Genomic DNA, 24085 nt, shown 5'->3' with positions numbered 1-24085 from the left:
GGCTTTAAACCACAATTATTTAATTAACAATTAATAATTAATAATTCGGTAAATTATAGGGCTACTTGAATCGGGAATAGGGAACAGGGAACAGGGAACAGCAGACTATCAAAGGGTTTCAATATTTATAAATGTCCTAACCTTTGCTTCAACTGCTATATCTGGTAGTGCAAAGTTACCCTAGAAATATTTTGCCTATTGTCTATTTTTGTCAAAAGTAAATGATAATAAACCGGGTTTGTTTTAGAGATATCACAATACTGACATCTGTTTGCACAAACCCGGTTTTTGCTTTTCCTAACGTTTTTTAATCAACTCCCGTTAAATCAAAGATAATAACGGGAAAATGTTAATATACCTCTGTATTTTTTTAACTAAAAAAAATTTAAACTTGATTTGAACCTACTTCCAGTAATTTTTCCAATCTTGCCGTTGACCAATATTCCGTAGGGTAGGCGATCGCAAAAATAGACGAAAGTCGAATCAACCATGTCACCTGCTTAAAAGAATCATCTTCTTCATCATATTCATCTGGTGGCACTAAGACCATAATTTCTACAAAATCTTTTGTTAAAGTAATAGGGAAACCATAATAGCTTTCCTCAGCTTCAATGCGGACTTTACTACCATTTTCTAACGCTTCTTTTAATCTTTGGTAGAGAAGATTAGACTTTTTTAATTTGTCTTTTTTGGCCACAATTATTCTCCCTAAGTCTGATCTTGCAATTTAGGACTTTTAACAGCACCTATGTAAAACTGCGGAATTAACTCAGGAGCAGTCCCGACAGTTGGCAACTGACCAAAGTTAATTGTATCTCCTTGAATTTTAACGCGATTGGGAACTTTTTTAACGCCTTCATCGTTTAACCACATTCCATTGTCAGGAAACCCGTACATCGTTGTGGATAGGTTGAGGAGAGCGTAGCGCTCCTCAAAAAATTAAAAGTCAAAAATCAAAAGTCAAAACTAATCCATGAGTGAGTTTTCGGTGGGGAAATGGTTAAAGCTACATATTATTTTCGGTTTATTTATTTTCCATAAAATTCCAAAATTAGTCTAGTTATTGTCGTGTAATTTTCGATAGTTTGGATAGTTTGGGTCTGGGAATCTAATGTTTCTTCATTCACAGGAGTCAAACTGGTTAATAGGGTAATTATAATTGCTGTTCCTATTTTTAATAATTTATCCCATCTAATTTTTGGCTTGTTTGTCAATTTTTTTTGACTATATTTGAAACAAATATAATAATTGTTATCACTATTGTCTCGAACTAATAAACAGTAATATTCTTGAGATGATTTTTGGTTTTCCATGGTTTTTTTGCTCCTAAAATTAACCTACAATTTCAGGATATGGAATATTCCTTAATTCTGTAAGCCCCAAAAACTTCCCCCTGAAGAATTTAGCCAAGGGGAATTAGGGGGAAATAATATTCCCCTTTTGTGATAAAGCAGATTTTCAGCTATACTCAATACAACAAAAGACAAGTTAGGCTGATGGATAATTGGGAACAATGGGAGAATTTTCTGAAAAGCATTGCTATTGATTATAAATTAACTTCAGCAGAACAAGAGTTCTTTTTCAGAAGATTTGAAAGGATAAATTTGGAGAAAAATGAGACAGAAATTTGTCATCTTGTAATGGGTGATGATAATGAGCAAGCTTATAAAAAACGAAGAACGAAAGTATATCGTAAATTTCAAACAAGCATAAATTATAGTGAAAGTGAAGAAGACAATAAGTTTCTAGCCTTATTAAAATGGTTAGAAACAGAATATCATAATCGGTATGCTCAACAACAAAATCATAATATTCCAGCAGAATTTCCACAAAAAGTTTCTAATCCTTTTATCCCATTAAATGGAATTATAGATAATCCAAAGTTATTTTTTAATAGAAAACGAGAAATTAATAGAATTTTTGAGGTACTTAATAGTGGCAGTAGTATTGCCATTATTGGCGAGAGTGGAGTCGGAAAGTCTTCTATGTTGAAGGCGATCGCTCAAAAAGCAAATCAACATCTCAAGAAATCTCGAAAACCAATATATATAGATTTGCAAAATATTCAAAGTGATGATGATTTTTATGCAGCATTTTGTGAAGAGGTTGGGATTAAAATTTGTCGGGGGTATCAGTTACAAAGGAATATCAAACCATATCGAATTTTGCTGTTGCTAGATGTGGTAGAAAATATGAGTTATGACTGGTTTACTAATAAACTTCGCAATCAATTACGAGGATTAGCAAATGATGTCGATCCTCCTTTGCGTTTAATAGTTGCTGCTTCTAAACCATTGGATATTTTATTTCCAGATAGCGGGGATAAAACTTCTCCATTTAAAAATATTTGTATGGAAGAATATTTGGAACCCTGGAATGAGGAAACTATTCGTAATTTTATTAAGAGTAGGCTTCAGGCTGATTTTTTGGAGCCAGAATATCAAGGAATTGAGTTTAGTGAGGATGAGATTTTAGATATTATTAAAACAAGTGATGGTTATCCTGGTAAAGTGAAGCATCAATGTTATGAATTATTTGAGAGGAAAAAGCTATTTTGCCTTCAGATGAATAAAGATCATAAATTTTGTTAATATAGAATAAAAAAATATTGATAATAAAAGTAATAAATTGCATCTTTAATAGAATAAAATTAAGCCATGTCTAAGCATTCTATTCTTCAGGAAAATAAATCTTATACCTTTCGTTCTTACTTCGAGTTATCTTATGAAACAGATGATATTTTAGCTGAATTTGACTACAATTTCCAAAGAGCAAGGTTGTCTTTGCCGACATCAAATCGGCAACTGGAACGTTTGTCAGAATTACGTCAGCGAATAGAAGAGACTTTGCCTTTAGTCAGTTTGAGTAGTGAAGCAGCACGGCGAGAAATTTTAATTGCTCCGGTACTTTTAGAAGTTGCTCGCTACTGTCAATGTCAGCTCAGAATTGAATATCCTTTGAATGTGAACGAACGATTAAAAGGTAATCTTGATTACTTCCTACAAGCTAATTCTGAACTGTTAGTAATTGAAGCTAAACATGAGGATATGACGCGAGGTTTTACCCAGTTAGCTGTGGAGTTAATTGCATTATCAGAATGGAAACCGGAACAGGATTTAATTTTTGGTTGTGTGACTATGGGGGAACTTTGGAAATTTGGCATTTTGGATAAAAAAAAACGTTTAATTCAGCAGAATATTGATTCTTTGAGGGTGCCTGGAGATTTGGAGGTTTTAGTTGATGTGCTGGTGGGAATTTTGGACAGTTGAAAGTACGCACTAAAACAAGAAACCGGGTTTATTGCTCTGGTTATTGTTTTTTCCTCTCACTCGTTGATAAACCCTGTTTCTCCACAAGTCCTAAAGTAATTTAGTCATTGCGAGCGACAGCGAAGCAATCTCAAACGTTCATATTCCGTTCCCCATGCGTAAGTCCCGATCCTAACCTATTTGCAAACAATGATGAAAAAAAACAATGACTCTGTTCCCCGTCTCGATCTAGCGCCACAACTGAAGCGCCCCCTCTATATTTGGAATCCTTTGGATTATTTGCGGTTGTTGTATTGGGTGTTTTTCTTTCCCCAGGCGTTGCGGTGGTACACGGAAAAGTATGGGGAGGGAGAAGGTTTTGCAAAACAAACAACTTGGCAAAGCAAGCTAAAATTTGTGCGCGAGCATCCTAACCAATTAAAATTATGGTTTCAGGGATTAATTTTAAGCGTTTGCGTTCCCTATTTGTTTTGTAGATTGCTTGAAAAAATTGGTGTTACGATTGACTGGGGAGGTGTAGTAATTGGGATAACAGCAGGTACAGGGTTTGGAATATCTGGAAGTATAGTGTTTGGAGTTGCCGCTGGTGTAGCAGTCGGCATAGCCTTTGGAGTTGCATTTGGTATAGCGGGAGGTGTAGTAGCAGTTATGGAATTTGGAGTTGCATTTGGAGTAGTGTTTGGAGTTGCAGTTGGCGTAGCATTTGGAGTTGGTTTTGGAGTAAAATTTGCAGTAGTAGAAGGCGTCGAGTTTGGGGCAATATTTGGAGTGTTGTTTGGAGCAGCGGTCAGCGTTGTGGGAGGCTTAGAGTTTGGAGTTGTGGTTGGAGTGGCAGTAGGGGTAGGGATTTTGCATCCAGAAATCTGGTTAATTGGCGTACCACTATACTTGATATCTATTTATAATCGTAGTTTTCTGATACCTCGAATCACTGCTATACCCCTACCTTTACTAACAAATGAGATAAAATTTTGGTTGAGAAAAGATTGGCAAGTAGCTTTAGAAAATATCGATCAACTTTTAAGATATAGCTTACAATATATCCCGGTTGTCAATGCTGTCGATCGGATTTTAGCAGAACTTCCCCCAGAAGAAATAATTTATCGAGTTTCTCAGCTAGCAGACAATCCTTATGACTGGAAACTTTTTATTTCTACATCCCATGCAGTTCCTGTCGGTTTCTGGTATCTCTACAAACAAAAACCTGAAAAAGCAACAGCAGCATTTGAGAAAGTACGCTCTCTCCTCTATGGTCAGGAAATGTTTCTACTAGCTCAAACCTTAACTAAATTTCGATCGGCAGTATCTCCTGATGCCATTGCTGAAATACAAATTCCCAACTTTCCACCCGAACCTCATCTACGCCCCACCACCTGGGAAGCACTCAAAGGTTTGCGTCGCGTTGTTGAAGATACACAACTTATTTTAAAAGATACCTCAAGGGCAGCTCGTGCATTTGCCCTTGCCAGAGCTATAGGTCAATTAAAAGAAATCCTAGATAATGCTGATGCACTTCCCCAAGCAGAAGGAGGTTTAATTCTCGATATTGCTCAAAATTGGAAAAAAGCTTTAGAAAGCGCTGCTAAAGATGTGGGAGATATATATATTACTAAACCCGTAGAAAATTCATACATTATTGGCGACCCAGTAGAGGGTGACTTATTTGTAGGTAGGGAAAATATTATCAGAGAGCTTGAGGAACTTTGGCTAATGAGTTCTCAACTACAGTCAGTTGTTCTCTATGGTCATCGTCGCATGGGAAAAACATCTATTTTGCGGAATGTTGCCAAATCTTTGGGTGCAGATGTAGCAGATGTACAAGTTGTTTATGTGAACCTCCAAGGTTTAGGAGCTATTTCCCAGGGAATGGGTGAAGTATTTTTAGCAATTAGTGATGAAATTTCAGATGCTATTAACCTTTCTCCACCCAACACAGACGAACTCCTGAAACTTCCCCAACGAAATTTTAAACTCTACTTACAACAGGCAATTAAAAAATTAGCTCATAAACCTTTAATTATTGCTCTTGATGAATTTGAAACCATTGAAGACCTAATTAACACGCAACAACTTCCCCCTAACTTCATGGCAGTATTGCGGGGGTTCGTGCAGATGGATCGGAAAATTGCCTTTGCCTTCGCCGGGTTGCACACTCTCGAAGAAATGACAGAAGATTACTTTGAGCCATTTTTTGCCAGCGTTATTCCCATCCGTGTCGGTTTTTTGAATAGAGCAACAACCAGACAACTCCTTGCCAACCCTAACCCAGACTTCCTGCTCACCTACGAACCAGAAGCAATGGATCGCATTTACGACCTCACATTCGGACAACCCTACCTAGTACAACTACTGGGATTTTTACTTGTCCGTCGCTACAACGAGCAAACCTTCGAGGAGGGAAAACCAAGGGAACCTATTTTTACCGTTGCCGATGTGGATGCCATTCTTGAAAAAAATGAACTATTCCAAAATGGGCGCTATTATTTCAGGGGAGTTTGGGGGCAAGCAGGGCAGGATGCACCGGGGCAACAAGATATTCTCAAAGCTTTAGCTCAGTATCGAGGAGGTTGCAGTCGCGCTACCCTCCAACAACTTATAAATTTAGATGAAGCTATTATGAATGATGCTCTTGATACCCTCTTTCGCCACGATGTCATTGTCGCAACCGAGGGAAACTTGAAATTTGCCGTGGAATTGTTTCGGCGTTGGGTAGTGAAAAATCAAGGTGAAAATTAATACTCCTTCTTTCCAGTTCGCTCCCAACACTCCCGGATAGTTTCTTGGATATTACACTCGCAGTCATAAATATCAATCCCTAAAACTAGATCGTCTCCAACTTTTTTCAATTGTTGTGGTTGAGCTACTATTTCTGAGAGTTCATAATCTCGTTTTCTATTTTGTCCCCAAAACGCCACATGGACATAACAGCGACCATTTTCTGGAAGTGGCCAATGATCGTAGTCAAACACTGAATCAAAAGGAATACTACTAGGCCATTTCACCCTATCTTGTGGCTTTCCTGGAGCTATTTTTTGCCCAATCTCAGAAGAGCCAATATCATCGGGGTAGTAGGAGTTACGAGCTTTCCAATCTTTTACTGATAGTGATATTTCTGTGAGGAGTAACCTGGCTTTTATATACTCATTGCTACTGTTGAGATTAGCATAGGTGCGGATAGCAATTAGAAACAAAATGCTAATAATGAAAACGACAACAGTTAATTCGACTAAGGTACTACCAGTCTGTTTGGTATTAGGCATGATTTTAGGTCTCGTTTATTAAAAGTATTTTGAAAAAAAAATGGTCTCTTCTTACTTCTTTTAATTTTACTGCTCCAGAATTACAAATTCATATTTTCCATATTTGGTAGTAGGTTTAACTTGAACTAATACTGACTTATCCTTCTCTATAAATTGGCGATCGCCTGATTCCCCAAATCTAATTTTTCCTGTTACTCCTTCTAGATAAAAATCACGACTAGATAAAATTCTTTGTAACTTTTTACGAGAATAATTACCCATCATTTCATCCATAGCTTTAATAATAGTTTTAGTAGCATCATAAGATGTAGCAGTACGCCAACTTACTTCAGCATTCCAAAAGTTTTTAGCTGTTTGAGCAAATTCAGAATTAGGGTAACGATGCCAGGGAATAGCAATACTTAAATTTGTTTGATATGCTTGTTCACCAGCATCTTTTAATACCCTAGGATTATAAACAGAATCTCCACCCAATAATTTCAATCCTTTTGCATTATCAATTATGCCTATGGTATTACTTAAAGTTCTGTCTGTAGCAGGAACCAAAAGCATTATTTCTGCACCTTGATTTTTTGCTTCTTCCACACAGTCACTAGCACTGAAATTTCCGATTGAAATATCGCATTTATGTACAAATTTTGCTGGTAGTAATTTCTGAAATTCTTTGGCTAGAGATTCACTATAACTATTCCCAGGTATATAGGCAACTGCTATTTTTTTATCTACCCAATTTTGTTTACTTAGATAACTAAATAAAGCTTGACTTGCCAAACTATCGCTCGGTGAAATGTTAAATACAAATTTACCAAAATTTTTCAAATGAATAGAAGTGCTAGTAGGAGAAATAGCTACAAGTTTAGCTTCGTTATAAATATCTCCAGCTTGTAAAGTCATATCACTGGAATAGTGACCAATAACAGCAATAATTTTCTCGTTTTGTGCGATGGCTCTAGCAATTTTTTCAGCAGTTTTTGGCAGATATTCATCATCAGCAATAGTAACTTCTATAAATTTACCATTGAAACTACCAGAACAATTTAGTGTACTATCAATATTTGTAATAGCTAGAGAAATTTTATTCAAACCACAATTAAATTCGCTTTGAGCTTGAGCAACTCCTCGCAAAATTTCTTGAGCAATATCTGATTCTTGACTAATTGGAACACTAACTGCAATTTCTATCTTTTCCCCAATATTAGTATTAGACTTTTGTTCAGCAATTGCATTATTCAAATAAATCAAAGTTTCCGGGTCATTTTTCCTGACTTGGAGAGACTGGCGAAATTGAGTGATTGCCTGACCAAATTTGCCACTATTAAACTCCTGAATTCCCATTTCTTTTTCCGGAGTTTTCTTGGAAGAAATTAACAGCTTTTCTCCCTGACTAATATTTTGATAAATTTCTGGTGGTGATGATATATCTGGAGTTATAAATAATTGATTTCTCACTACATTCATCGCCAAAATTGCCAATAAAAATCCGGCTGTCAACCCTAATGGTAGCTTAAATTTATTGAGAAATTTCTGACATAAATTTCGATGAGTTAACTGCTGCCATCTTAGAGAATTAGATAAAGCTATTTCTTGAATACAAATAGTAGGCAACCACATTGCCCCTGGATAAAGCTTTTCAAAATGTTCTAACCTTCCTTTTGCTATTTGTACAGACTCAAACAAGGATTTATTATTGGCAAACTCGGCAAAGAAATACTCCAAAAATTTCACTGCCACCATGTCAGGAACAGGTTCTCGCATAACAATAATTCGTGATAAACCAAGGTTAGCCAATTGATTTGCTAAACCCAAACCATCACAGGAATTAAAAATTGCTAATTGTAACCCTTTCTCTATTGCATATTTCAAAGAATTTTTAAACTCTTCAATACTTAATCGATCCTCCTCATTCAAATCTATCCAACCAATTGAACCATCTTCTTTACTACAACTATGACCAGCAAAAACTAATATGTGATAACCAGGTTCTTCCCGCAAAGCATTAGATAAAATCTCCCTAGTTGGTTGATGTAAATATTTGACTTCTGCACCCTTTTCTTTTAACTTTTGAATTACCTCTAAATCTAATTCTGTATTAATACCATCACTCTTGCCAACTATTGCAATAATTCTTACTTTGGATAATTTACGAACTCCTTTAAATCTGCTTTTACCTCTAACTCGGATAGCAATTTCTGTTTGAGGAAAACGAGACTCAAATAAACTCCATTCTTGCCAAGGAATTCGACGTAAATTAGGATTTTGAATATCCAAAAATAAGCGAATTTCTTCTCCAGAAGATTGTAGAGAACTTAAAACAGCAATTAACTCATCTCGTATAGGTTGCCAACTACTCTCACCACTATCTAGCCATTGATTAAGAGTAATTTTAACTTGTTCTTTTTGTTCAGCACTAGAATAATTAATAACTGATTTTGGACTAAGGCGAGTTGCTACTTTCCGCACATCTTCTAACTCATAATAAGCTTCTTTCCATTCTTTAAAAGATTTTTCTAGTTGAGAAGGTAAACATGGCAAAAAACCATCAATAGAATGAAAATTAGTATCTTTAGTATCTATTAAAGTTAAAGTTACATGAAATTTATTATTAACATTATCAATCAGTTTAATTTTAATGATTTTCATACTTATCTATCCTCTTAAACCAATTACTAAAAGTAATGCTATAGTTAGAAACTGTTTCTAAACTCATAAAAACCTCTCTCCAAACCTCTCTCCTACCAGGAGAGAGGCTGATTAACCCCGGGGGGTATGGGGGTTAGGTTATTAGGATTTATTGGTTCCATGCAGCACTTCTCAAACAGCTTCTTAGGTGACACCTCAATTATTCAGTAATTAACACGGGCTGAATAACCTTTTTTAATAATTATTACCCAGTTGGTATTAGTTATGCATATTTTTACTTCTCTTTACCGACGTTCGCATTTTTGTTATGCAACGTCCCTACCCACTCCCCTACTCCCTCACTCCCTTATTCCCCCACTCCTCGAATCAAGAAAATGTAGAAAAGTTTTTGAGAAATGGTATTAAACCACAAAATTTTCTCTAATTACTTGTTCACCTAAATTCATTTCTACAGTAAATTGTTCTTGAGGTTGACAACCAAACTCTAATTGTATCCAATCATCAGCTTCTCTCGCCTCAGCTTCCATACCAAAATTCCCAGACTCATCCAATATTTGCACTTTTAAACCAGCAGGTAAATATGGAATTTCATTAGCAGGATAAAGTCGTACACAAATATCTATTTCATCTTCTTCCTCAAATTTAGCCGTCACTTTTACCACTAATATTGTAGCTTGCTGAGTCGCTCCACCACCCAAATTAATAATTTTTCCACAACTAATACTTGGTAATTCTGAATCTGAAGTAGCTTTTCTTAAACTTCTCATATTAGTAACTGGCAATAATTCTGAAGGTTGCCATTCTGTCTGAAAAATTCCCCCAAACCACTGCCGTAAGTTGACAAATTTTTGATACCAATCAATTTCGTCAATTAATGTGTCTAAAGAATCTATTTCACTGACAGAAATAGATTCTTGAAATTGTTCAATCTTTCTTCCAGAAACAAATCCCAATAGTTGTACTTCGTTTAAATCTTCCTCAAATTGAACTGCCAGATAACCAATTCTATTTTCAGTAACTTCTGGAGGCAAATAAAACTCTTTTTCCCCAGGCAATACCGGACGACATTCCAGTTTGCCAATATTTGGTAAAACTAGGTCAGCCACATTAAATATTGCTCTTGAACTAGGACTCCAACAATCACTTTGATCGATAGCTGTTTGAATATTTATCCACTTTAAATAAGTTTGCACTGCCACAACAGCAAGAGTATTTAGATAGACTTGTTTTCCTTTTTCTGGAGTTGCTTGTTCGGCTGCAAATTGTCCTGCGTATTGATGAGCTTCAGGAGTTAAATAAACTGTTAATGGTTCTGCTAAAGTTAGAGTCATAGTTGTTCTCCAAATTTACTACTAATTTCTTGTAACAAGGGAAGACATCTGCGCTTCCAGTGAGAATAAAGAGTTTGGTTACTAATACTAATTTCTCTAGAAATATTAGATATTCTTTTTTCTTCCAATAACAACCGAATGGCTAATACATGACAATTACATTCAGGATGTTTTCTCGGATGAGATGTTTTGAGTTTTTCCTCTGGGTCTGTCTTAATATATTCCTGAACTGCAATACCTTGTCTTTGACGTTTAGCTTGTTGTAGTTCAGCAATTTTCATTTCCAGTAAACTGAGAGTATTAGCTGGTAATTTTTCACCTAAAGTTGTTGACTGTCCTTCATCATCATTAATAGGTTTATCTATACTCTCATTTTCATATTTATTATCAGCAATATATAAATCTCGGACGCGCCATTTCAAATAACCATTAATCCAAATTACAAAACTTTTTTCCCAAGAGGAACCAGGTTGAAAGTTTTGAATATTTTTACTTGCCCATTCTAGAGTCCGATTAAAAGCCTCTGGATAATTTTGGTGAGATGACCTATATAATCCTGGTAGTTGTTGGATTAGTATCAATAATCTATTTAAAACTTTCTGGCGTTCTGGACTAGGATTTTGATATTTACATATTTGGGTAATTAAATCCCGCAGTTGGTCTTCCACGGCGATCGCCCTCCTATAACAATGGTTGAATGTTCTGAGTTTAGCCCATCAACCACAAATATATATTTGGCTTACCTTAATTTTTAACCCTCTCTTATTTATATATCTGCCTGTCAAAAGTTTTTTATGATTTACAGCACTTTTCATTTGTAGACGAGAGTAGGGACGAATGGCCATTTTGCTCCGCAACATGAAACGCCCCTACAGGGTTTTGGTTGTAACTATGTGGTTTATCAATCTGAAAAACGCTGTAATACTGGTAAATTTGAGTCAATAAAAACCTCTCCCCCAACCCCTCTCCTACGAGGAGAGGGGAGTTTCTCCCCCTTCCCTTGCAGGGAAGGGGGTCGGGGGGTTAGGTCTTGGTTTGCCCACCCTACTCTAATCCCTGCAATTTCTTTTTTGCCCACTCCCGCAGTTGTTCGTCTGGGTCGTTTGCTGCTCTGTCTTGTAATAGTGGGAGGGTTTGTGGATGGTCTGGATAATGTTTGACTATTGCTTCTAGAACTTTGGTTGAGTTTAGGAGTAGGGTGTGTTTTTGCTAATGAAAAGCGTCAGCACAACACACCGAAAGTCAAAGGTGGTGAGTTAATAAAATGTAGTATAAAATACTATACAATGTACTATTGTACAACAGATGAATAAAACATCAATCTATGGAAAAGAGAGCGGTCGCGTTTGCGTAGCATGACCTAGGAAAGCGGAACGGATGTTCTATAGCTACTCATGTAGGTTGGATTGTTCCTGCATTGCCAAGCATGGAACTCTTAATCCGTATATCCGTGCCATAATCGGTGTGAACGCTGCAATTTCTCTTTTGCCCACTCCCGCAGTTTTTCGTCTGGGTCATTTTCTGCTCTGTCTTGTAATAGTGGGAGGGTTTGCGGATGGTCTGGATATTGTTTGAGTATTGCTTCTAGTACTATTTGTCGAGGGTTGTCTTGATGCCGATATTTACGTTGAAAGGGGTCATTGAGGGTGGTGTGATGAAGCAATTCAAAAATTCCCGGTTTATCTTTCCAACCAGTAGCAATTTGTCGTACCGCTTCACGTCGCACAATCGAACTGTCGTCAGACTCTGCCCATTGTTTGAGTAATTCAAAAATTCCCGGTTTATCTTTCCAACCATTAGCAATTTGTCGTACCGCTTCACTTCGCACATACCTATCATCATCAGACACTACCCTTTGTTTGAGTAACTCTAAAACACCGGGTTCATGTTTCCAACCAGTAGCAATTTGTCGCACTGCTTCAGCTCGCACATAGCAATTCTCATTAGATTCTACCCATTGTCTGAGTAAATCTAAAATTCCCGGTTTATCTTTCCAACCAGTAGCAATTTGTCGTATCGCTTCGCGCCGCACACTCGAACTTTCGTCAGACTCTGCCCATTGTTTGAGCAATTCAAAAATTCCCGGTTTATCTTTCCAATCAGTAGCTATTTGTTGCACTGCTTCAACTCGCAAATCCGAATCTACTCTTTGTTTAAGTAGTTCAAAAATTTCCGGTTTATCTTTCCAACCAGCAGCTATTTGTAGTACCGCTTCAAGTTCTGCACTTGAACTATTACCAGACTTTACCCTTTGCTTGAGTAAATCTAAAATTCCTGGCTCATGTTTCCAACCAGTAGCTATTTGTAGCACCGCTTCAACTCTCACATCCCAATTCTCATTAAACTCTACCCATTGTTTGAGTAACTCTAAAATTTCTGGTTGCTCTTTCCAACCATTAGTAATTTGTCTCACCGCTTCAACTCTTACACTCAAACTATTGTGAGATTCTACCCATTGTTTGAGTAAATCTAAAATTCCTGGCTCATGTTTCCAACCAGTAGCAATTTGTCGCACTGCTTCCTGTCGCACATCCCAATTCAGATTAGACTTTACCCATTGTTTGAATAATTCTAAAGTTTCTGGTTTTCCTTTGCCTAAAGTAGCAATTTGTTGCATCGCTTCCCGTCGTACATCCCAACCATCATCAGACAATATCTGTTGCTTGAGTAACTCTATAATTTCTAGTTTGTCTCTGTCTAAAGTAGCAATTTGTCGCACTGCTTCCCATCGCACAATCCAATTATTACGAGATACTAGCAATTGTTTGAGCCAGGTATAGGTTAAAGGGTCATCCCTCCAGGTTGCAGCCACCACTGCCACAGCTTGAGCGCGAATTTTACGACCTAAGGCTACATTTTTCTGATAAATTTCTTCAGATTCACTGTTATAGAATTTATAAGAATAACCACGGATATACTCAGTCAAATCTTTTAACCTTTTTAATAACCGATTTCCCACATCATCAATACTATGACGACTCCTAACTTCAAACAAACACTTACCAGCCAAAAATAAATTATTAAACTCTTCCTCTTCCCCATCTTGCTCCATCAAATAACTGATAACTTCTCCCACAAACTTAGCATCTATCATCCCTGAGATTAACCGCAAAACTTCATGCCATGTTTCATCCTGCCAGTGCTGACCAAAAACTTCCTCAATCAATTCATTTTTAGAAATTTTCTGTTCTTTTTCAAACTGCCAAACAAATTCCCTGGCACAAAAATATTCCAAAAAAGTTCGATGCACAAAAGCATAATATTCAGCCCCAACAAAACACAAAATAAAATTCCGACTCCGTAACTGTTCCATCAACGCCCTAGCTACAGTTCTTGCATCATTAATATCTACACTTTTTAGATACTCCCAAATAATCCTTTCTAAATCACTTCCCAAAATCAAATTACCAGCCAAACCTGCAGTATTCCCCTGCATAAAAAAAGCAACTTGACGCAAAATTGCCTGCTTATCTTTATAGTCAATAGTAATCGGGTCAATCTTAGCATCAACTAACGCTCTTTCCATATCCCATTGATGTAATAAAACCCGCGAAGCTTGATTATAAAGTTCAGCTCTATCTCTCGGCAATTCTTGATGACGATTCAAAATAGCAATCATAGTTAATAACAGGGGATTTCCTGCCAATTCCTTAATAGCTGAAGAATCTTTCATTGCCCGTTTTAACCTTTCCCTTTTTCTCTCCCTTTCCGCCTCATCTTGATAAGTCAGATTATGCCAACGTTGAATAAAATCCTCAATTTGTTCGGCTGACAAATCTTGCAGTATAAAATGATTAAATTCAGCATCCCGGAGTTTTTGTAGCTTATAACCAATTACCCGTGAAGTAACAATAACCCGCACATTTTTATAGACATTTGTAAACCGATGAATATCAGTAATTATTTCCTCTCGTTTTGCTGGCTCGAAAACTTCATCCAATCCATCAAACATCACAATAGCATCACCATTTTGTAATTTTGCATGAAGTTCCTGTTGAGGTAATTTACAAGTTATTCCGCTACCTTTTTCCAGAAAATCCAGAAAATCTTGGCATTTATTAGCATCATGGTTCCTAACATAAGTCCGTAGTTCAATTAATATAGGAATTGGCTGTAAAGGTAAATCTTTCAGAGGTAATTCTGCCCATTCCAAAGCAATATATTGTAATAAAGTAGACTTACCAGAACCAGGGTCGCCCAGAATCACTAAATATTTATATTTCTTGTCTTCTATTAACTCTAAAATCGAGCGAGTATGTTGCTCAAAATATCTGCGTCGGGAAGATTCTAATTGTTCTGGAGAAAATTCTGACTCAAGTTCTCCAGTCTCTTTTAACCGCTGGCGATATTCTTTAGGAATCTCATGTATTCGAGGCATAAATTCTTGAGACTCCCGCACATTTTGAGGAATAAACATTCGCCATAATTTCAGTTCATTATAGGCATACCCAGTTGTATCTAAACTTTCTAATTTGAGATTGCCATATTGTTCTCGGATTCCCTCCTGATGTTTTTTGAGGTCAAATTTCGGTCTAATTTCAGAATTTTGATTTGCCAGTTTCTCCAGATTTTCAGAATCTAATATTTCCCGTAATTCATCCGACTCCCGAATAATCTTTTTAACCCTTCTCCGATATTGCTCGGCAACAAAATCCCAATTAAATTCATCTGGCAAAGGTGGATTAATTTCATTTCCAATAGTAGCTAATGTCTTAGTATCCAAAATTTTTACATCATTATCAAATGCACTAACCAGAACTTCTAAAACTGACTTATTTTTAATAAACTGTTTTAAGGGTTTAGTGTATTGTTTTAACTCACCTTCACTCAAATCAGCATTTTCTAACTCTTGCTGTATCAAATCTAAAAAATATTTAATTGCTTCTGCCGTAGCTTTTTGTAAAGGTTTTCCATTTTTCATCCCACCAATAGCATCAGATATACCCTGTTTAAAAAAGTCTTTAACATAGTCTTCAGCAGTACCCTTAGCTAACTCTCCAATAACTTCCTGAGCAATAAACTTAACCGCTTCACTACCCCCCCAAGCAATTAACAATTCAAGCATAATTATTTAACCTCTTATGTATTAGTTACTTTTAATTATAGTCATTTGTTTGTAGTTGGGCTTCAGCCCGACAATATATATTTGAGAACTATAAGCTTAATTATAAGTGTTTTACCAAACATGATATTAGTCAATCTCTATCAACCATAAAAAAAATCAATTAATTAGTTATAATCAAGCGTTTGTTTGTAGTTTTGCTCTAGCCCCTTAATATCATGTCCGGATAATCAGTGATAAAAAAAGTTTTTGTTTGTAGTAGGGCTTCAGCCCTATATATACCTAGGGCTAAAGCTTTACTACAAACTTTAATTAAACTATTCAACCGGACATGATATCAATATCTATCATCGGGCTAAAGCCCTACTACGAGCTTACTCTATCAAGCATAAAAAAATCTATTATAAATTCTGAATTCTAAATTCTGAATTCAATACATAATATCACCTTCAATTAAATCCTGAAACTTAGGATTCAAATGAATATTACCAAAATCAGTATCAGTTCTTGCCATCTCTCGGTAAGGTTTACCAGCACCGAAATTAATTGCTTGTTCCAAATTTTCAATTGCTAAATATACCTTCTCCTGCAAAGCATAACAACGAGCTTTATTATAGTAAGCTAAAGAATAATCTGGTTGAATTTTTATGGCTTCATTAAAACAAGCGATCGCCTCATACCACTCTCCTAAATTCGACAAAGCTTGACCTAAATTATTCCAAGCTTCCTGATAGTCTATTTTAATCTCTATTGCTTTCTCATAACTAATAATTTCTCCTTCCGTATCCTCTAAATAAAAGAAAGTTCTTCCTTTAAAATTCCAAGCTTCATAATGATTAGGTTTAAGTTTTATTACCTGTTCAAAACAGTTCAAAGCTTCCTGATACCTTCCTAGCTCAAACAATGCCTTACCTTGATTATCCCAAGCTTGATATAAATTGGGTTGAATTTTTGTTGCTTGTTCGTAATTTTCAATAGCTTCTCGATAATGTCCTAAACTACTCCAAGCATTTCCTGAATTGTACCAAGCTTGATATAAATCTGGTTGAATTTGTATCGCTTTCTCAAAAGAATTTATTGCTTCTCGATATCGCTCTAAATCATTTAGTACGTTCCCTCGATTATACCAAGCCAAAGGAGAATTTGGTTGCAGACTTATAGCTAGATTAAAATTATTTAAAGCCAACTGTAATCTACCTATTCTTTTATAGGCATTACCTCGATTATTCCAGGCTTCAGGGTAGTCTGGTTTAATTTTTATTGCCTGATTAAAAGCAGTAATAGCCTGCTGATATTTTCCCAATTTACTGAGATTTACTCCCATATTGTACCAGCCCTGATAGTCATCTGGGGAGATTTCTGTTTGTCCATCCATTTGATTTTTCCAGGAAGAAGGAAGTCAGTTATCAGTTATCAGTTATCGGTTATTTTTTCTTTCGGCGTTGCTGAATAAAAGTATGATTTTACAGAAGTAGGGGCGATTCGCGTTTTGGCTGTCGCCGACATAAATGCGCAGCATGACCTAGGAAATCGCCCCTACTAGAAAGGAACTTTTTTCCCGCCGGGAACGAGTAGAAATAGGTCTGATTTACACATTATAAATTTAGGAATTTTATACCTAAAATCACCAACTCCCTTTTTTCTAATTTTATCAAAATAATAAAGTAATAATTTAACTTCTAAATTCTCAATTCTCAATTCTCAATTCATTATAAATTGCCCAAATTGCCATTGCTCTTAAATAATGACTAGCTCGAAAAGTACCCTCTGCTGTAATAGCTTCTGGGGTGCGAAATTGTAAGCCATTTTTATAAATTTGTTGCACTACCGCCTCAGTTATTTCCAAAGCTTCTTTTTTCATGCCAATTTGCACCATAAAAGCTGCTAAACCAAAATTAATTCCTGTCCAAACTTCCAAAGGATGGGTAGCATTAGGATTCTCTGGGGAACCATCAGGCAACACTCCGTTAACTGCTCCAAATTTACCATTATGAAAATTTTTAAAACAAGAATTATAGACAGTTTTTAAAGCAGATAAAGCACATTCAGCAGGTACAATATCTGGGAAATTTAATAACCTGGCATAAAATTGACCGCATAATTGGTCAGCCATTACTACTTCCGAATTACTCTCACTATCCAAACGATAATATTCCCCATTCCATAATTTTTCTTGATAAATAGGTAATCCTTCTTCTAACCAATTTTGATACACAGAAATTTGATTATTAATTGCATCTACAGAATTTTTATCAACCTCATAATGGAAACCCTCCGGTGGATAATAAGGAATTTCCCTGGGATGCTCAATTAAAATTTTCCCAATTGCGATCGCTGCTTCCAATGCAGCTAACCATAACCCCCCACAATATGCACTCACCCCCCGCAACTGCCAATCATCAAAAGTTTGGTCTGGCGCTCCCTCATTTTCAGGAATGCCATCATTATCTTTGTCAAAACCCTTGAGATATGCTAAGGTTTCCACAACAGCAGACCAACATTCCCAGAGAAACTCGTAATCATCTGCACCAGTCAACAGAAAATCTCGATACACTTGCAACACAAAATCACTAGATAAATCCTTCCACTGATTACAATCTTGATAACTGGTATAATTTGTCTTCTTCCAGGGATGTTCGTTGGGTGCGCCCAAGTCGTGGGGAGTTGCAGCCGCAATCTTTCTCACTGCCGATGCTTGATTATAACCAATAATTCTGGGTGTATCATCCGCCGTCGAAATCGCCCGTGCAAACGCCAGCAACACTGACTTTTCCAAATCCGGCCACAACATCAACAGACCAAAAGAACCATATAACCTCACATCTAAACTCTCATACCAACGGTAATCCAGACATTCCAGCACGGCAAACTGACCTTTGGGATCGTGTTGATCGGCAGCACTCCAAATAGTTCCCCCAGTGGTGAGGTCATAAAGTTCATTAAACAAAGCTGTCTTAAACCAAGTAGGCAAATCTTCCCGTTGTAGAATCGGATTTTGCCAAGCTTCAATATTCTCCCGCCAGGTTTGATAATGTTTCATGGCAGTACGAATCATCGACCAGGAATTTTTCCCATGGCGACCATAAAAATCTGTATAACGGCGGTAATATGAAACTCCAGCGCCAAACTCAGTCACAGGCAAATCCCAAGCCAAGAAGAAAGGGATTTTCCGGCTTCTTCCTGGTCTGATGGTGAAACGAACTGATATCCCTATTCCTATTTGCTCTCCTTCTTGTGCAGGTAGTTCATTCTGTTCATCTATAAGGGTGCCGTCTATTGCGAAGTAGCGCCAGATATCTTCCCCACTGCCAACGGGGTTCCAACGTGTATTATAGTTGACTTCAACACCAGCATTGGTAAAAGTACCGATCGCCATTTGCCCTTCGCCTTCTGCGGGTTCGTCGGCAATACTTAATTTGGTCATGGTGCAACCAATACGGTGAAAATCTTCTACTAATAGGTTAAAATTGTCTGTACTCTCTCCCCACCGAGGTTTGTATTCATAAACTGGGCTGCCATCATCTCGTACTTGTACTTCTGGTGTTTTCACAGAATTGGTAAACCAACCGATAGTATTTTGCCATGTGAGCATTATACTGAGTGTAATTGGTTCATCTGTAGGATTATGAGCAATCCATTCAAATATAGCGATGGGGTAACTGGTTTCTTGATAGTTACCTGCCCAAATTGGGGAAAATTGTTCGCAACTTAATTTTGCAGTAAATACATTTTCATAGACAAACCAACTCCGGGGATAAAGAGCATGATAAGTGCCAGTATTTAGTCCTGCTTTTTCCTTGGGATACCATTGCCAAGTTGAGAGAGTGCCATCTGTTGGTGCTTCTGTGCATAAAGCATAAGCTTGTTTCTGGCCTTTTGTTTCTTCAAAAATGCTAAATTGACAGGCAGACAGATTTTGATAAATGTGTTCGCCACCGTCGAGATGCCAGAGATTAAAATCGCCTCGTGGGGAACGACCGATGGCACCTGCGCCGAAACCTCCAAGGGGCATTCCGTGCCAGGGGCCATCATCAAGATTACTGCTATAGCGGACTGTGTAAGGTTTGTCCCAATCAAGACCAATGGGACGATTCCAGGTATAGGGAGGAATATTAGGGGTAGGATTTTGTTTATTCATGCCCTATATTTTATTCAGTCCAAAGTTAAAAGTCAAAAGTCCTTAAAGGAAGGAGTCAGGAGACAGGAGACAGGAGTCAGAATGAAGAGAGAATCTGCTAAAAGTTTTCGGGTATGAATTGTTTGGCAAAAAGCACAGCAACTGGTTTTAGAAGTGTATCGTTTGAGTAGCAATTTTCCCAAAACGGAAACCTACAGATTAACTTCGAGCGTTAAGACGAGCGTTTGTATCAGTTCCAGCTAACATAGCAGAAGGCTTTGGGAAAAAGGGTTTAGCAGAAGATAAAATCCGATTGTTAGATATTGCACAAGATTCCCTAGAGGAGTCGCGATATTACTTAATTCTGGCAAATGACCTTGAATCTGGGAATACTTCTGAACTGCTACTCTCTTTAGAAAAACTAAGTAAATTACTAGATTTATACATTGCTGCAATTGAACAACGCAGACAATCACCTGAATTCTGACTCATTATTATTCCTTCCTAACTCCTAATCCCTAACTCCTGACTCCTGAATCCTGACTCCTCCGCTGTAGCAAAGAATTCTTGCAATGCTGCTATGTAGCGATCGCTCTCTACTTGACTCAGATCATTATGTCCAGCATTTGGTATCAAGAGCAGTTTTTTGGGATCGGGTGCAGCAGCAAATAATTTTTGACTCATAGTTGCAGGTATAGTTTCATCATTCATACCATGAATAAACAAAACTGGCATTTGCAATGATTTAACTTTATTAATAAAATCAAATTTCTGAGTTATCACAAATTTCAGCGGAAATATCTGGATTTTACGTCTGTATTCAGCCATGTCTTTGATACAAGTAAAGCAACCTTCAGCTATTAACCCTGCTGCTTTTGGTTGTTGTAAGCAGAGATTGACAGCGATCGCTCCTCCGAGAGAATATCCATAAATAAAAATTTCTTCTGGTGCAAAGCTTTTTTCTTGAATTAAATAACTCCAAGCTATTGCAGCATCTTCATAAACTGTTGCTTCTGTCGGAAATCTGCCTTTACTATTACCATATCCCCGATAATCAATCATAAATACCGAAAATCCTAACTGATATAGTTTTGCTACGCGATCGAGATTGTAACTTTTTTCCTGAGCAGCCATGTTACCACTGGTACCATGTAGAAAGAGAATGACTTCTGCGTTAGGTTGAGTTTGCGGAATCCACCAACCAGATATTTTTTCTATCTGGTTGCGAGTAGTTGTAACTGATAACCAAACTTCTTCATAAGGAAGGTTAAAAGCAGCAGGAGTAGCTACCACCAATGATTTAGGTTCAAATATCAATCGGTTTTGCAGTAATCTTAGCAATATAAAACCAGAGATATAAATAGTTGCTAAACTTATTAATGGAAATATTATGGAAGTCTGAAAAATAGTCATTATCAAAAGTTAATTTTTTATCTACAACAAAGTTCTAGCTCTATTCGCCAGAATTAAGATTAATACCGAATATTTACTATATGATTATAGGACTTACGCAAAGAAATCCGGTTGCCAGCAAAAAACTTTGCTTTGAACAATAGACATCTACGAAAAAACCTAGTTTCTGGATTTGGGTGCATAGGTTTTGTGATTATTTTTGTCACCTTATCATTATAATTTTCCTCTGTTTGTATATAGATAACAATACTCAAGTATGACAGTATTTATAATGTCATATAGCAATTCTCAAATTTGTAAGATCAACAAGTTTTGGATTTTAGAGAACAGGGCATCGGGAAGAGACAAAAATACTGTACCTTATTATAGTTATAAATATTTGCGACAAATAAATTTTAGGTTTTAGGTGGCGCGGTAGTCAGTAAATCTTCATGTTCCCAGCATCGGAAATTACAGCACGAGCGAAATTATTTTGCCTACCTATTTAACTTAAGCACTAAATATACAATTAATTTTGCTTGATTACTTATGTAGTAAAGGAAATACCATTTTGGTTGGCAAATCTATAGTTTCTGTAATATCTAATAATTAAGATTTTGTTGTTTTTTTTAGTTGCTTTACAGCACGAATTAAACTAATAAAATATGGTCTGACAATATCTCTATTTAGTTCTTGCAACCTAGTTATTTGTGCTTGTAATTCTTCTATTTGATTTGATATTGATGTATTGTTGGTTGATTCTAAATTATCTCCTTGATTTGGCTGTAAATCTGTAGCTAAATTTTTTAATGATTGTAGTTCTTCTTCAATATCTGAAAATTTAATATTTATTGCTTCCCAGTCTTCTTTTGTAATTGTATTGTATTCAAAGCTTGATTGATTTTGAGATAACTCTGCAGTTTGTTCAATAATTGCTTTTGGTAGTGCGTCTAATTGCTCAAAAACTGAGTTCATATCTATTCTTAATTCTTCTACTTCATTATTAGTCTGTTTTTGGATTTTTTCCTCAAATATTTTTCGATTAATTGTATTCAAAAATAATCCCAATGTTATTGGAGTTGCAGCCCACAAAATTTGTTCAAATAACCACGCCAAACCTGAACCAAAAACTGAAGCCCCTAAAGCACTATATTCTGCTATTTCTAGCCAATTAAGCTGACTTCGGGGATTATTTAACACTTTTGATGATGTTTCCCTATTTTCCATAAATCTAGATCCCCATAATATCTGTTTGCTGAAATAATAGATACTACAAATTTTTATCTAGATATTTTATCACAATTTGTTGTATCAAATCATGTCTTAACAATTATTCATATTCACTCAAAATAGTTGAGTTTAATCAAACAAATAGTAATATAAGTAAAGGGTATTTCCAATGTGATAGAAGCAATACTATCTCAAAAACTAGAGCCAAATTACATAAACATTCAAAAAGAAAATCAACATGGGTTTAAAAATTATTGAAAACTTTGATAGTAGTTTCACTCTAGAGATAGAGACTAAACAAACGTTGTTCAGTTTATTAACAAGTGAAAATTTTATCCAACAAATCACCACACAATTTCCCTGTAAAAAATTAGAATTTACTGAATTAATGTTTCAACCAGTTCCTTACAGCAAAGAAACACCAAAAGGAATGCCAAAAGAATTTGAGAACTATCACGAATCCAGTGATTATATTATTATCAATGTGCCACCTAATTTCATGTTTAAAGCCAAAATATTTAAACCAAGCCGTCTCTGTGCTATCTATAAAATTACCAGAAATTAATCAATTTTAATTAAACCGAAATTAATGCTCGCTTCTCCTAAAACCTGACAATAGAAAAAATCACCAAGAAACAAGAAATAAGGTTTGAAAGCTCCCATTTCCAAGGTATAAAAAAGGAAATTTCAAATTTTCTTGCCTCCAGTTTCAGTGCTATGTTTTATCAACATCTTTCTGAAAATAAAACGTAGACATTTAGAGAGAAATTATGTAATATCATGTTCCGATAATCGCTTATAATAAAGTTCTTGTTTGTAGTAGGGCTGAAGCCCTACTACGAACTTTAATTATAATTAAGTATTTAACCGAACATAATATAATTGCCCTTAACTGGATATTTCGGGAGAGCCAACGTATTTAATTAGAGGCTTTTCTCCCCCCACCTCCCCATCTCCCCACCCCCCCATATTTCTATCATAAAAGGGTTTTAGGAGTTCCCGATCGGGGATAGGAGGTATTAATAACTGATAACTGATAACTGAAATGACTAACACTGAAATACAAATACCAGAATTATCCCAATTAGAATATTTGCCTTATATTGATTCCGAAGGTAATTTACCATTATCATTACAAGGAAAAATTGGTGTTTATGGAATTTTTGACCAGGAAAAAGAACTACTATTTGTTGGTTATTCTCGTGATGTATGTCAGAGTCTTAAACAACATTTAGTTCGTCAACCTCGTAGCTGCCATTGGTTAAAAGTACAAACTATTGAGCGTCCAAATCGTAGTGTATTGGAAGGTATAAAAGCAGCTTGGATTAATGAAAATGGCTCTCTACCTATAGGCAATGGTACAGCAGAAGCAAAATGGAATCAACCAATAGATGCTAAACAAGAAATGACCGAAGCAGAAACAGTACAATATGAAGATCCATTAATTGATGAAGTTGCCAAAGAAAAACTCCTAAAAAATATAGCTAGGCGAGTAGAAGCTAATATTTTAGAGGTATTAAAAACTAGAGGTTTACAAGAAAATATTCGTTTTAATCCTAAGCTTAAAACCAGTGGCCTATTAGATTTAAAGTAGTTCATTAATTGATAATTGATAATTAGAGATACGCGATGTGCAACTCAACTTTATACGGAATAATCAAGGTTTCTGGGTCTTGAGCGGAAAGTCCGGTTCTTAAATTTAACTCCCCCGGCGGGAAGTCCCGCGCTTTCCCCTTGGGGAGCGTCGTATGGGAGAGCCGGGCGTTGTCTGTGTGGTTTGCCCT

The 24085-nt window shown here is 36.3% G+C and carries 19 protein-coding genes; 7 read left to right on the top strand and 12 right to left on the bottom strand.

The window, feature by feature from the left end:
* Positions 1-385: 385 nt before the first annotated feature.
* The 3 genes from ACP6PL_RS24750 to ACP6PL_RS24740 form a co-directional block, all read right to left on the bottom strand.
* Positions 386-697, bottom strand: a complete 312-nt coding sequence (locus ACP6PL_RS24750; RefSeq protein WP_094677701.1) for a hypothetical protein — start codon at positions 695-697, stop codon at positions 386-388.
* 11 nt (positions 698-708) lie between these two features.
* Positions 709-873, bottom strand: coding sequence for a hypothetical protein (locus ACP6PL_RS24745; RefSeq protein WP_426547987.1), 165 nt, complete (start codon positions 871-873; stop codon positions 709-711).
* A 155-nt stretch (positions 874-1028) separates the two neighbouring features.
* A complete protein-coding gene (locus ACP6PL_RS24740; protein ID WP_426547986.1) occupies positions 1029-1313 on the bottom strand; it encodes a hypothetical protein in 285 nt (94 codons plus the stop codon).
* 183 nt (positions 1314-1496) lie between these two features.
* Between ACP6PL_RS24740 and ACP6PL_RS24735 the strand changes: the two genes are divergently transcribed.
* From ACP6PL_RS24735 to ACP6PL_RS24725, 3 genes are all read left to right on the top strand, one after another.
* Positions 1497-2591: an AAA family ATPase gene (locus tag ACP6PL_RS24735; RefSeq protein ID WP_426547985.1), complete on the top strand. Its 1095-nt coding sequence runs from the start codon at positions 1497-1499 to the stop codon at positions 2589-2591.
* A gap of 66 nt (positions 2592-2657) precedes the next feature.
* Positions 2658-3269, top strand: coding sequence for a hypothetical protein (locus ACP6PL_RS24730; protein ID WP_426547984.1), 612 nt, complete (start codon positions 2658-2660; stop codon positions 3267-3269).
* Between the two features lie 189 nt (positions 3270-3458).
* Positions 3459-6005: an AAA family ATPase gene (locus tag ACP6PL_RS24725; RefSeq protein ID WP_426547983.1), complete on the top strand. Its 2547-nt coding sequence runs from the start codon at positions 3459-3461 to the stop codon at positions 6003-6005.
* Here ACP6PL_RS24725 and ACP6PL_RS24720 read toward each other — a convergent pair.
* The 7 genes from ACP6PL_RS24720 to ACP6PL_RS24690 all read right to left on the bottom strand — a co-directional run bounded on the left by ACP6PL_RS24720 (position 6002) and on the right by ACP6PL_RS24690 (position 19700).
* Entirely contained in the window at positions 6002-6529 is a 528-nt protein-coding gene (locus ACP6PL_RS24720) for a type II secretion system protein (RefSeq protein WP_426547982.1), read from the bottom strand. The two genes, ACP6PL_RS24725 and ACP6PL_RS24720, sit on opposite strands and share 4 nt — an antisense overlap.
* A 66-nt stretch (positions 6530-6595) precedes the next feature.
* Entirely contained in the window at positions 6596-9169 is a 2574-nt protein-coding gene (locus ACP6PL_RS24715; RefSeq protein WP_426547981.1) for an ABC transporter substrate-binding protein, read from the bottom strand.
* Positions 9170-9570: 401 nt separating this feature from the next.
* Positions 9571-10500: a DUF1822 family protein gene (locus ACP6PL_RS24710; RefSeq protein ID WP_426547980.1), complete on the bottom strand. Its 930-nt coding sequence runs from the start codon at positions 10498-10500 to the stop codon at positions 9571-9573.
* Complete coding sequence (locus tag ACP6PL_RS24705) at positions 10497-11168, bottom strand: hypothetical protein (RefSeq protein WP_426547979.1); 672 nt, start codon at positions 11166-11168, stop codon at positions 10497-10499. The genes ACP6PL_RS24710 and ACP6PL_RS24705 overlap by 4 nt, the downstream gene beginning before the upstream one ends.
* Positions 11169-11935: 767 nt before the next feature.
* Positions 11936-15565 (bottom strand): HEAT repeat domain-containing protein, encoded by a 3630-nt coding sequence (locus ACP6PL_RS24700; protein WP_426547978.1) that lies wholly within the window; start codon positions 15563-15565, stop codon positions 11936-11938.
* 427 nt (positions 15566-15992) lie between these two features.
* A complete protein-coding gene (locus ACP6PL_RS24695) occupies positions 15993-16937 on the bottom strand; it encodes a tetratricopeptide repeat protein (RefSeq protein WP_426547977.1) in 945 nt (314 codons plus the stop codon).
* A gap of 312 nt (positions 16938-17249) precedes the next feature.
* Entirely contained in the window at positions 17250-19700 is a 2451-nt protein-coding gene (locus ACP6PL_RS24690) for a GH116 family glycosyl hydrolase (RefSeq protein WP_426547976.1), read from the bottom strand.
* Between the two features lie 117 nt (positions 19701-19817).
* Here ACP6PL_RS24690 and ACP6PL_RS24685 point away from each other — a divergent pair, with 117 nt between their 5' ends.
* Complete coding sequence (locus tag ACP6PL_RS24685) at positions 19818-19943, top strand: four helix bundle protein (RefSeq protein WP_426547989.1); 126 nt, start codon at positions 19818-19820, stop codon at positions 19941-19943.
* A 1-nt stretch (position 19944) separates the two neighbouring features.
* Positions 19945-20166 (top strand): four helix bundle protein, encoded by a 222-nt coding sequence (locus ACP6PL_RS24680; RefSeq protein ID WP_426547988.1) that lies wholly within the window; start codon positions 19945-19947, stop codon positions 20164-20166.
* A gap of 17 nt (positions 20167-20183) precedes the next feature.
* Here ACP6PL_RS24680 and ACP6PL_RS24675 read toward each other — a convergent pair whose 3' ends face one another.
* On the bottom strand, positions 20184-21092 hold the full coding sequence (locus ACP6PL_RS24675; protein ID WP_426547975.1) for an alpha/beta hydrolase: 909 nt from the start codon (positions 21090-21092) through the stop codon (positions 20184-20186).
* A 588-nt stretch (positions 21093-21680) separates the two neighbouring features.
* On the bottom strand, positions 21681-22298 hold the full coding sequence (locus ACP6PL_RS24670) for a hypothetical protein (protein WP_426547974.1): 618 nt from the start codon (positions 22296-22298) through the stop codon (positions 21681-21683).
* Between the two features lie 241 nt (positions 22299-22539).
* Between ACP6PL_RS24670 and ACP6PL_RS24665 the strand changes: the two genes are divergently transcribed.
* Entirely contained in the window at positions 22540-22866 is a 327-nt protein-coding gene (locus ACP6PL_RS24665; RefSeq protein WP_426547973.1) for a hypothetical protein, read from the top strand.
* A gap of 480 nt (positions 22867-23346) precedes the next feature.
* The gene (locus tag ACP6PL_RS24660; RefSeq protein WP_426547972.1) at positions 23347-23895 is read left to right on the top strand and encodes a GIY-YIG nuclease family protein; all 549 of its coding nucleotides are present in this window, start codon (positions 23347-23349) and stop codon (positions 23893-23895) included.
* The last annotated feature ends 190 nt before the right edge of the window (positions 23896-24085 follow it).

Source organism: Dapis purpurea BLCC-M126 (genome assembly GCF_050015975.1).
GTDB lineage: Bacteria > Cyanobacteriota > Cyanobacteriia > Cyanobacteriales > Microcoleaceae > Trichodesmium.
Note: the sequence above shows the minus strand (reverse complement) of the source record. Positions and strands in the feature narration are given on the sequence as shown.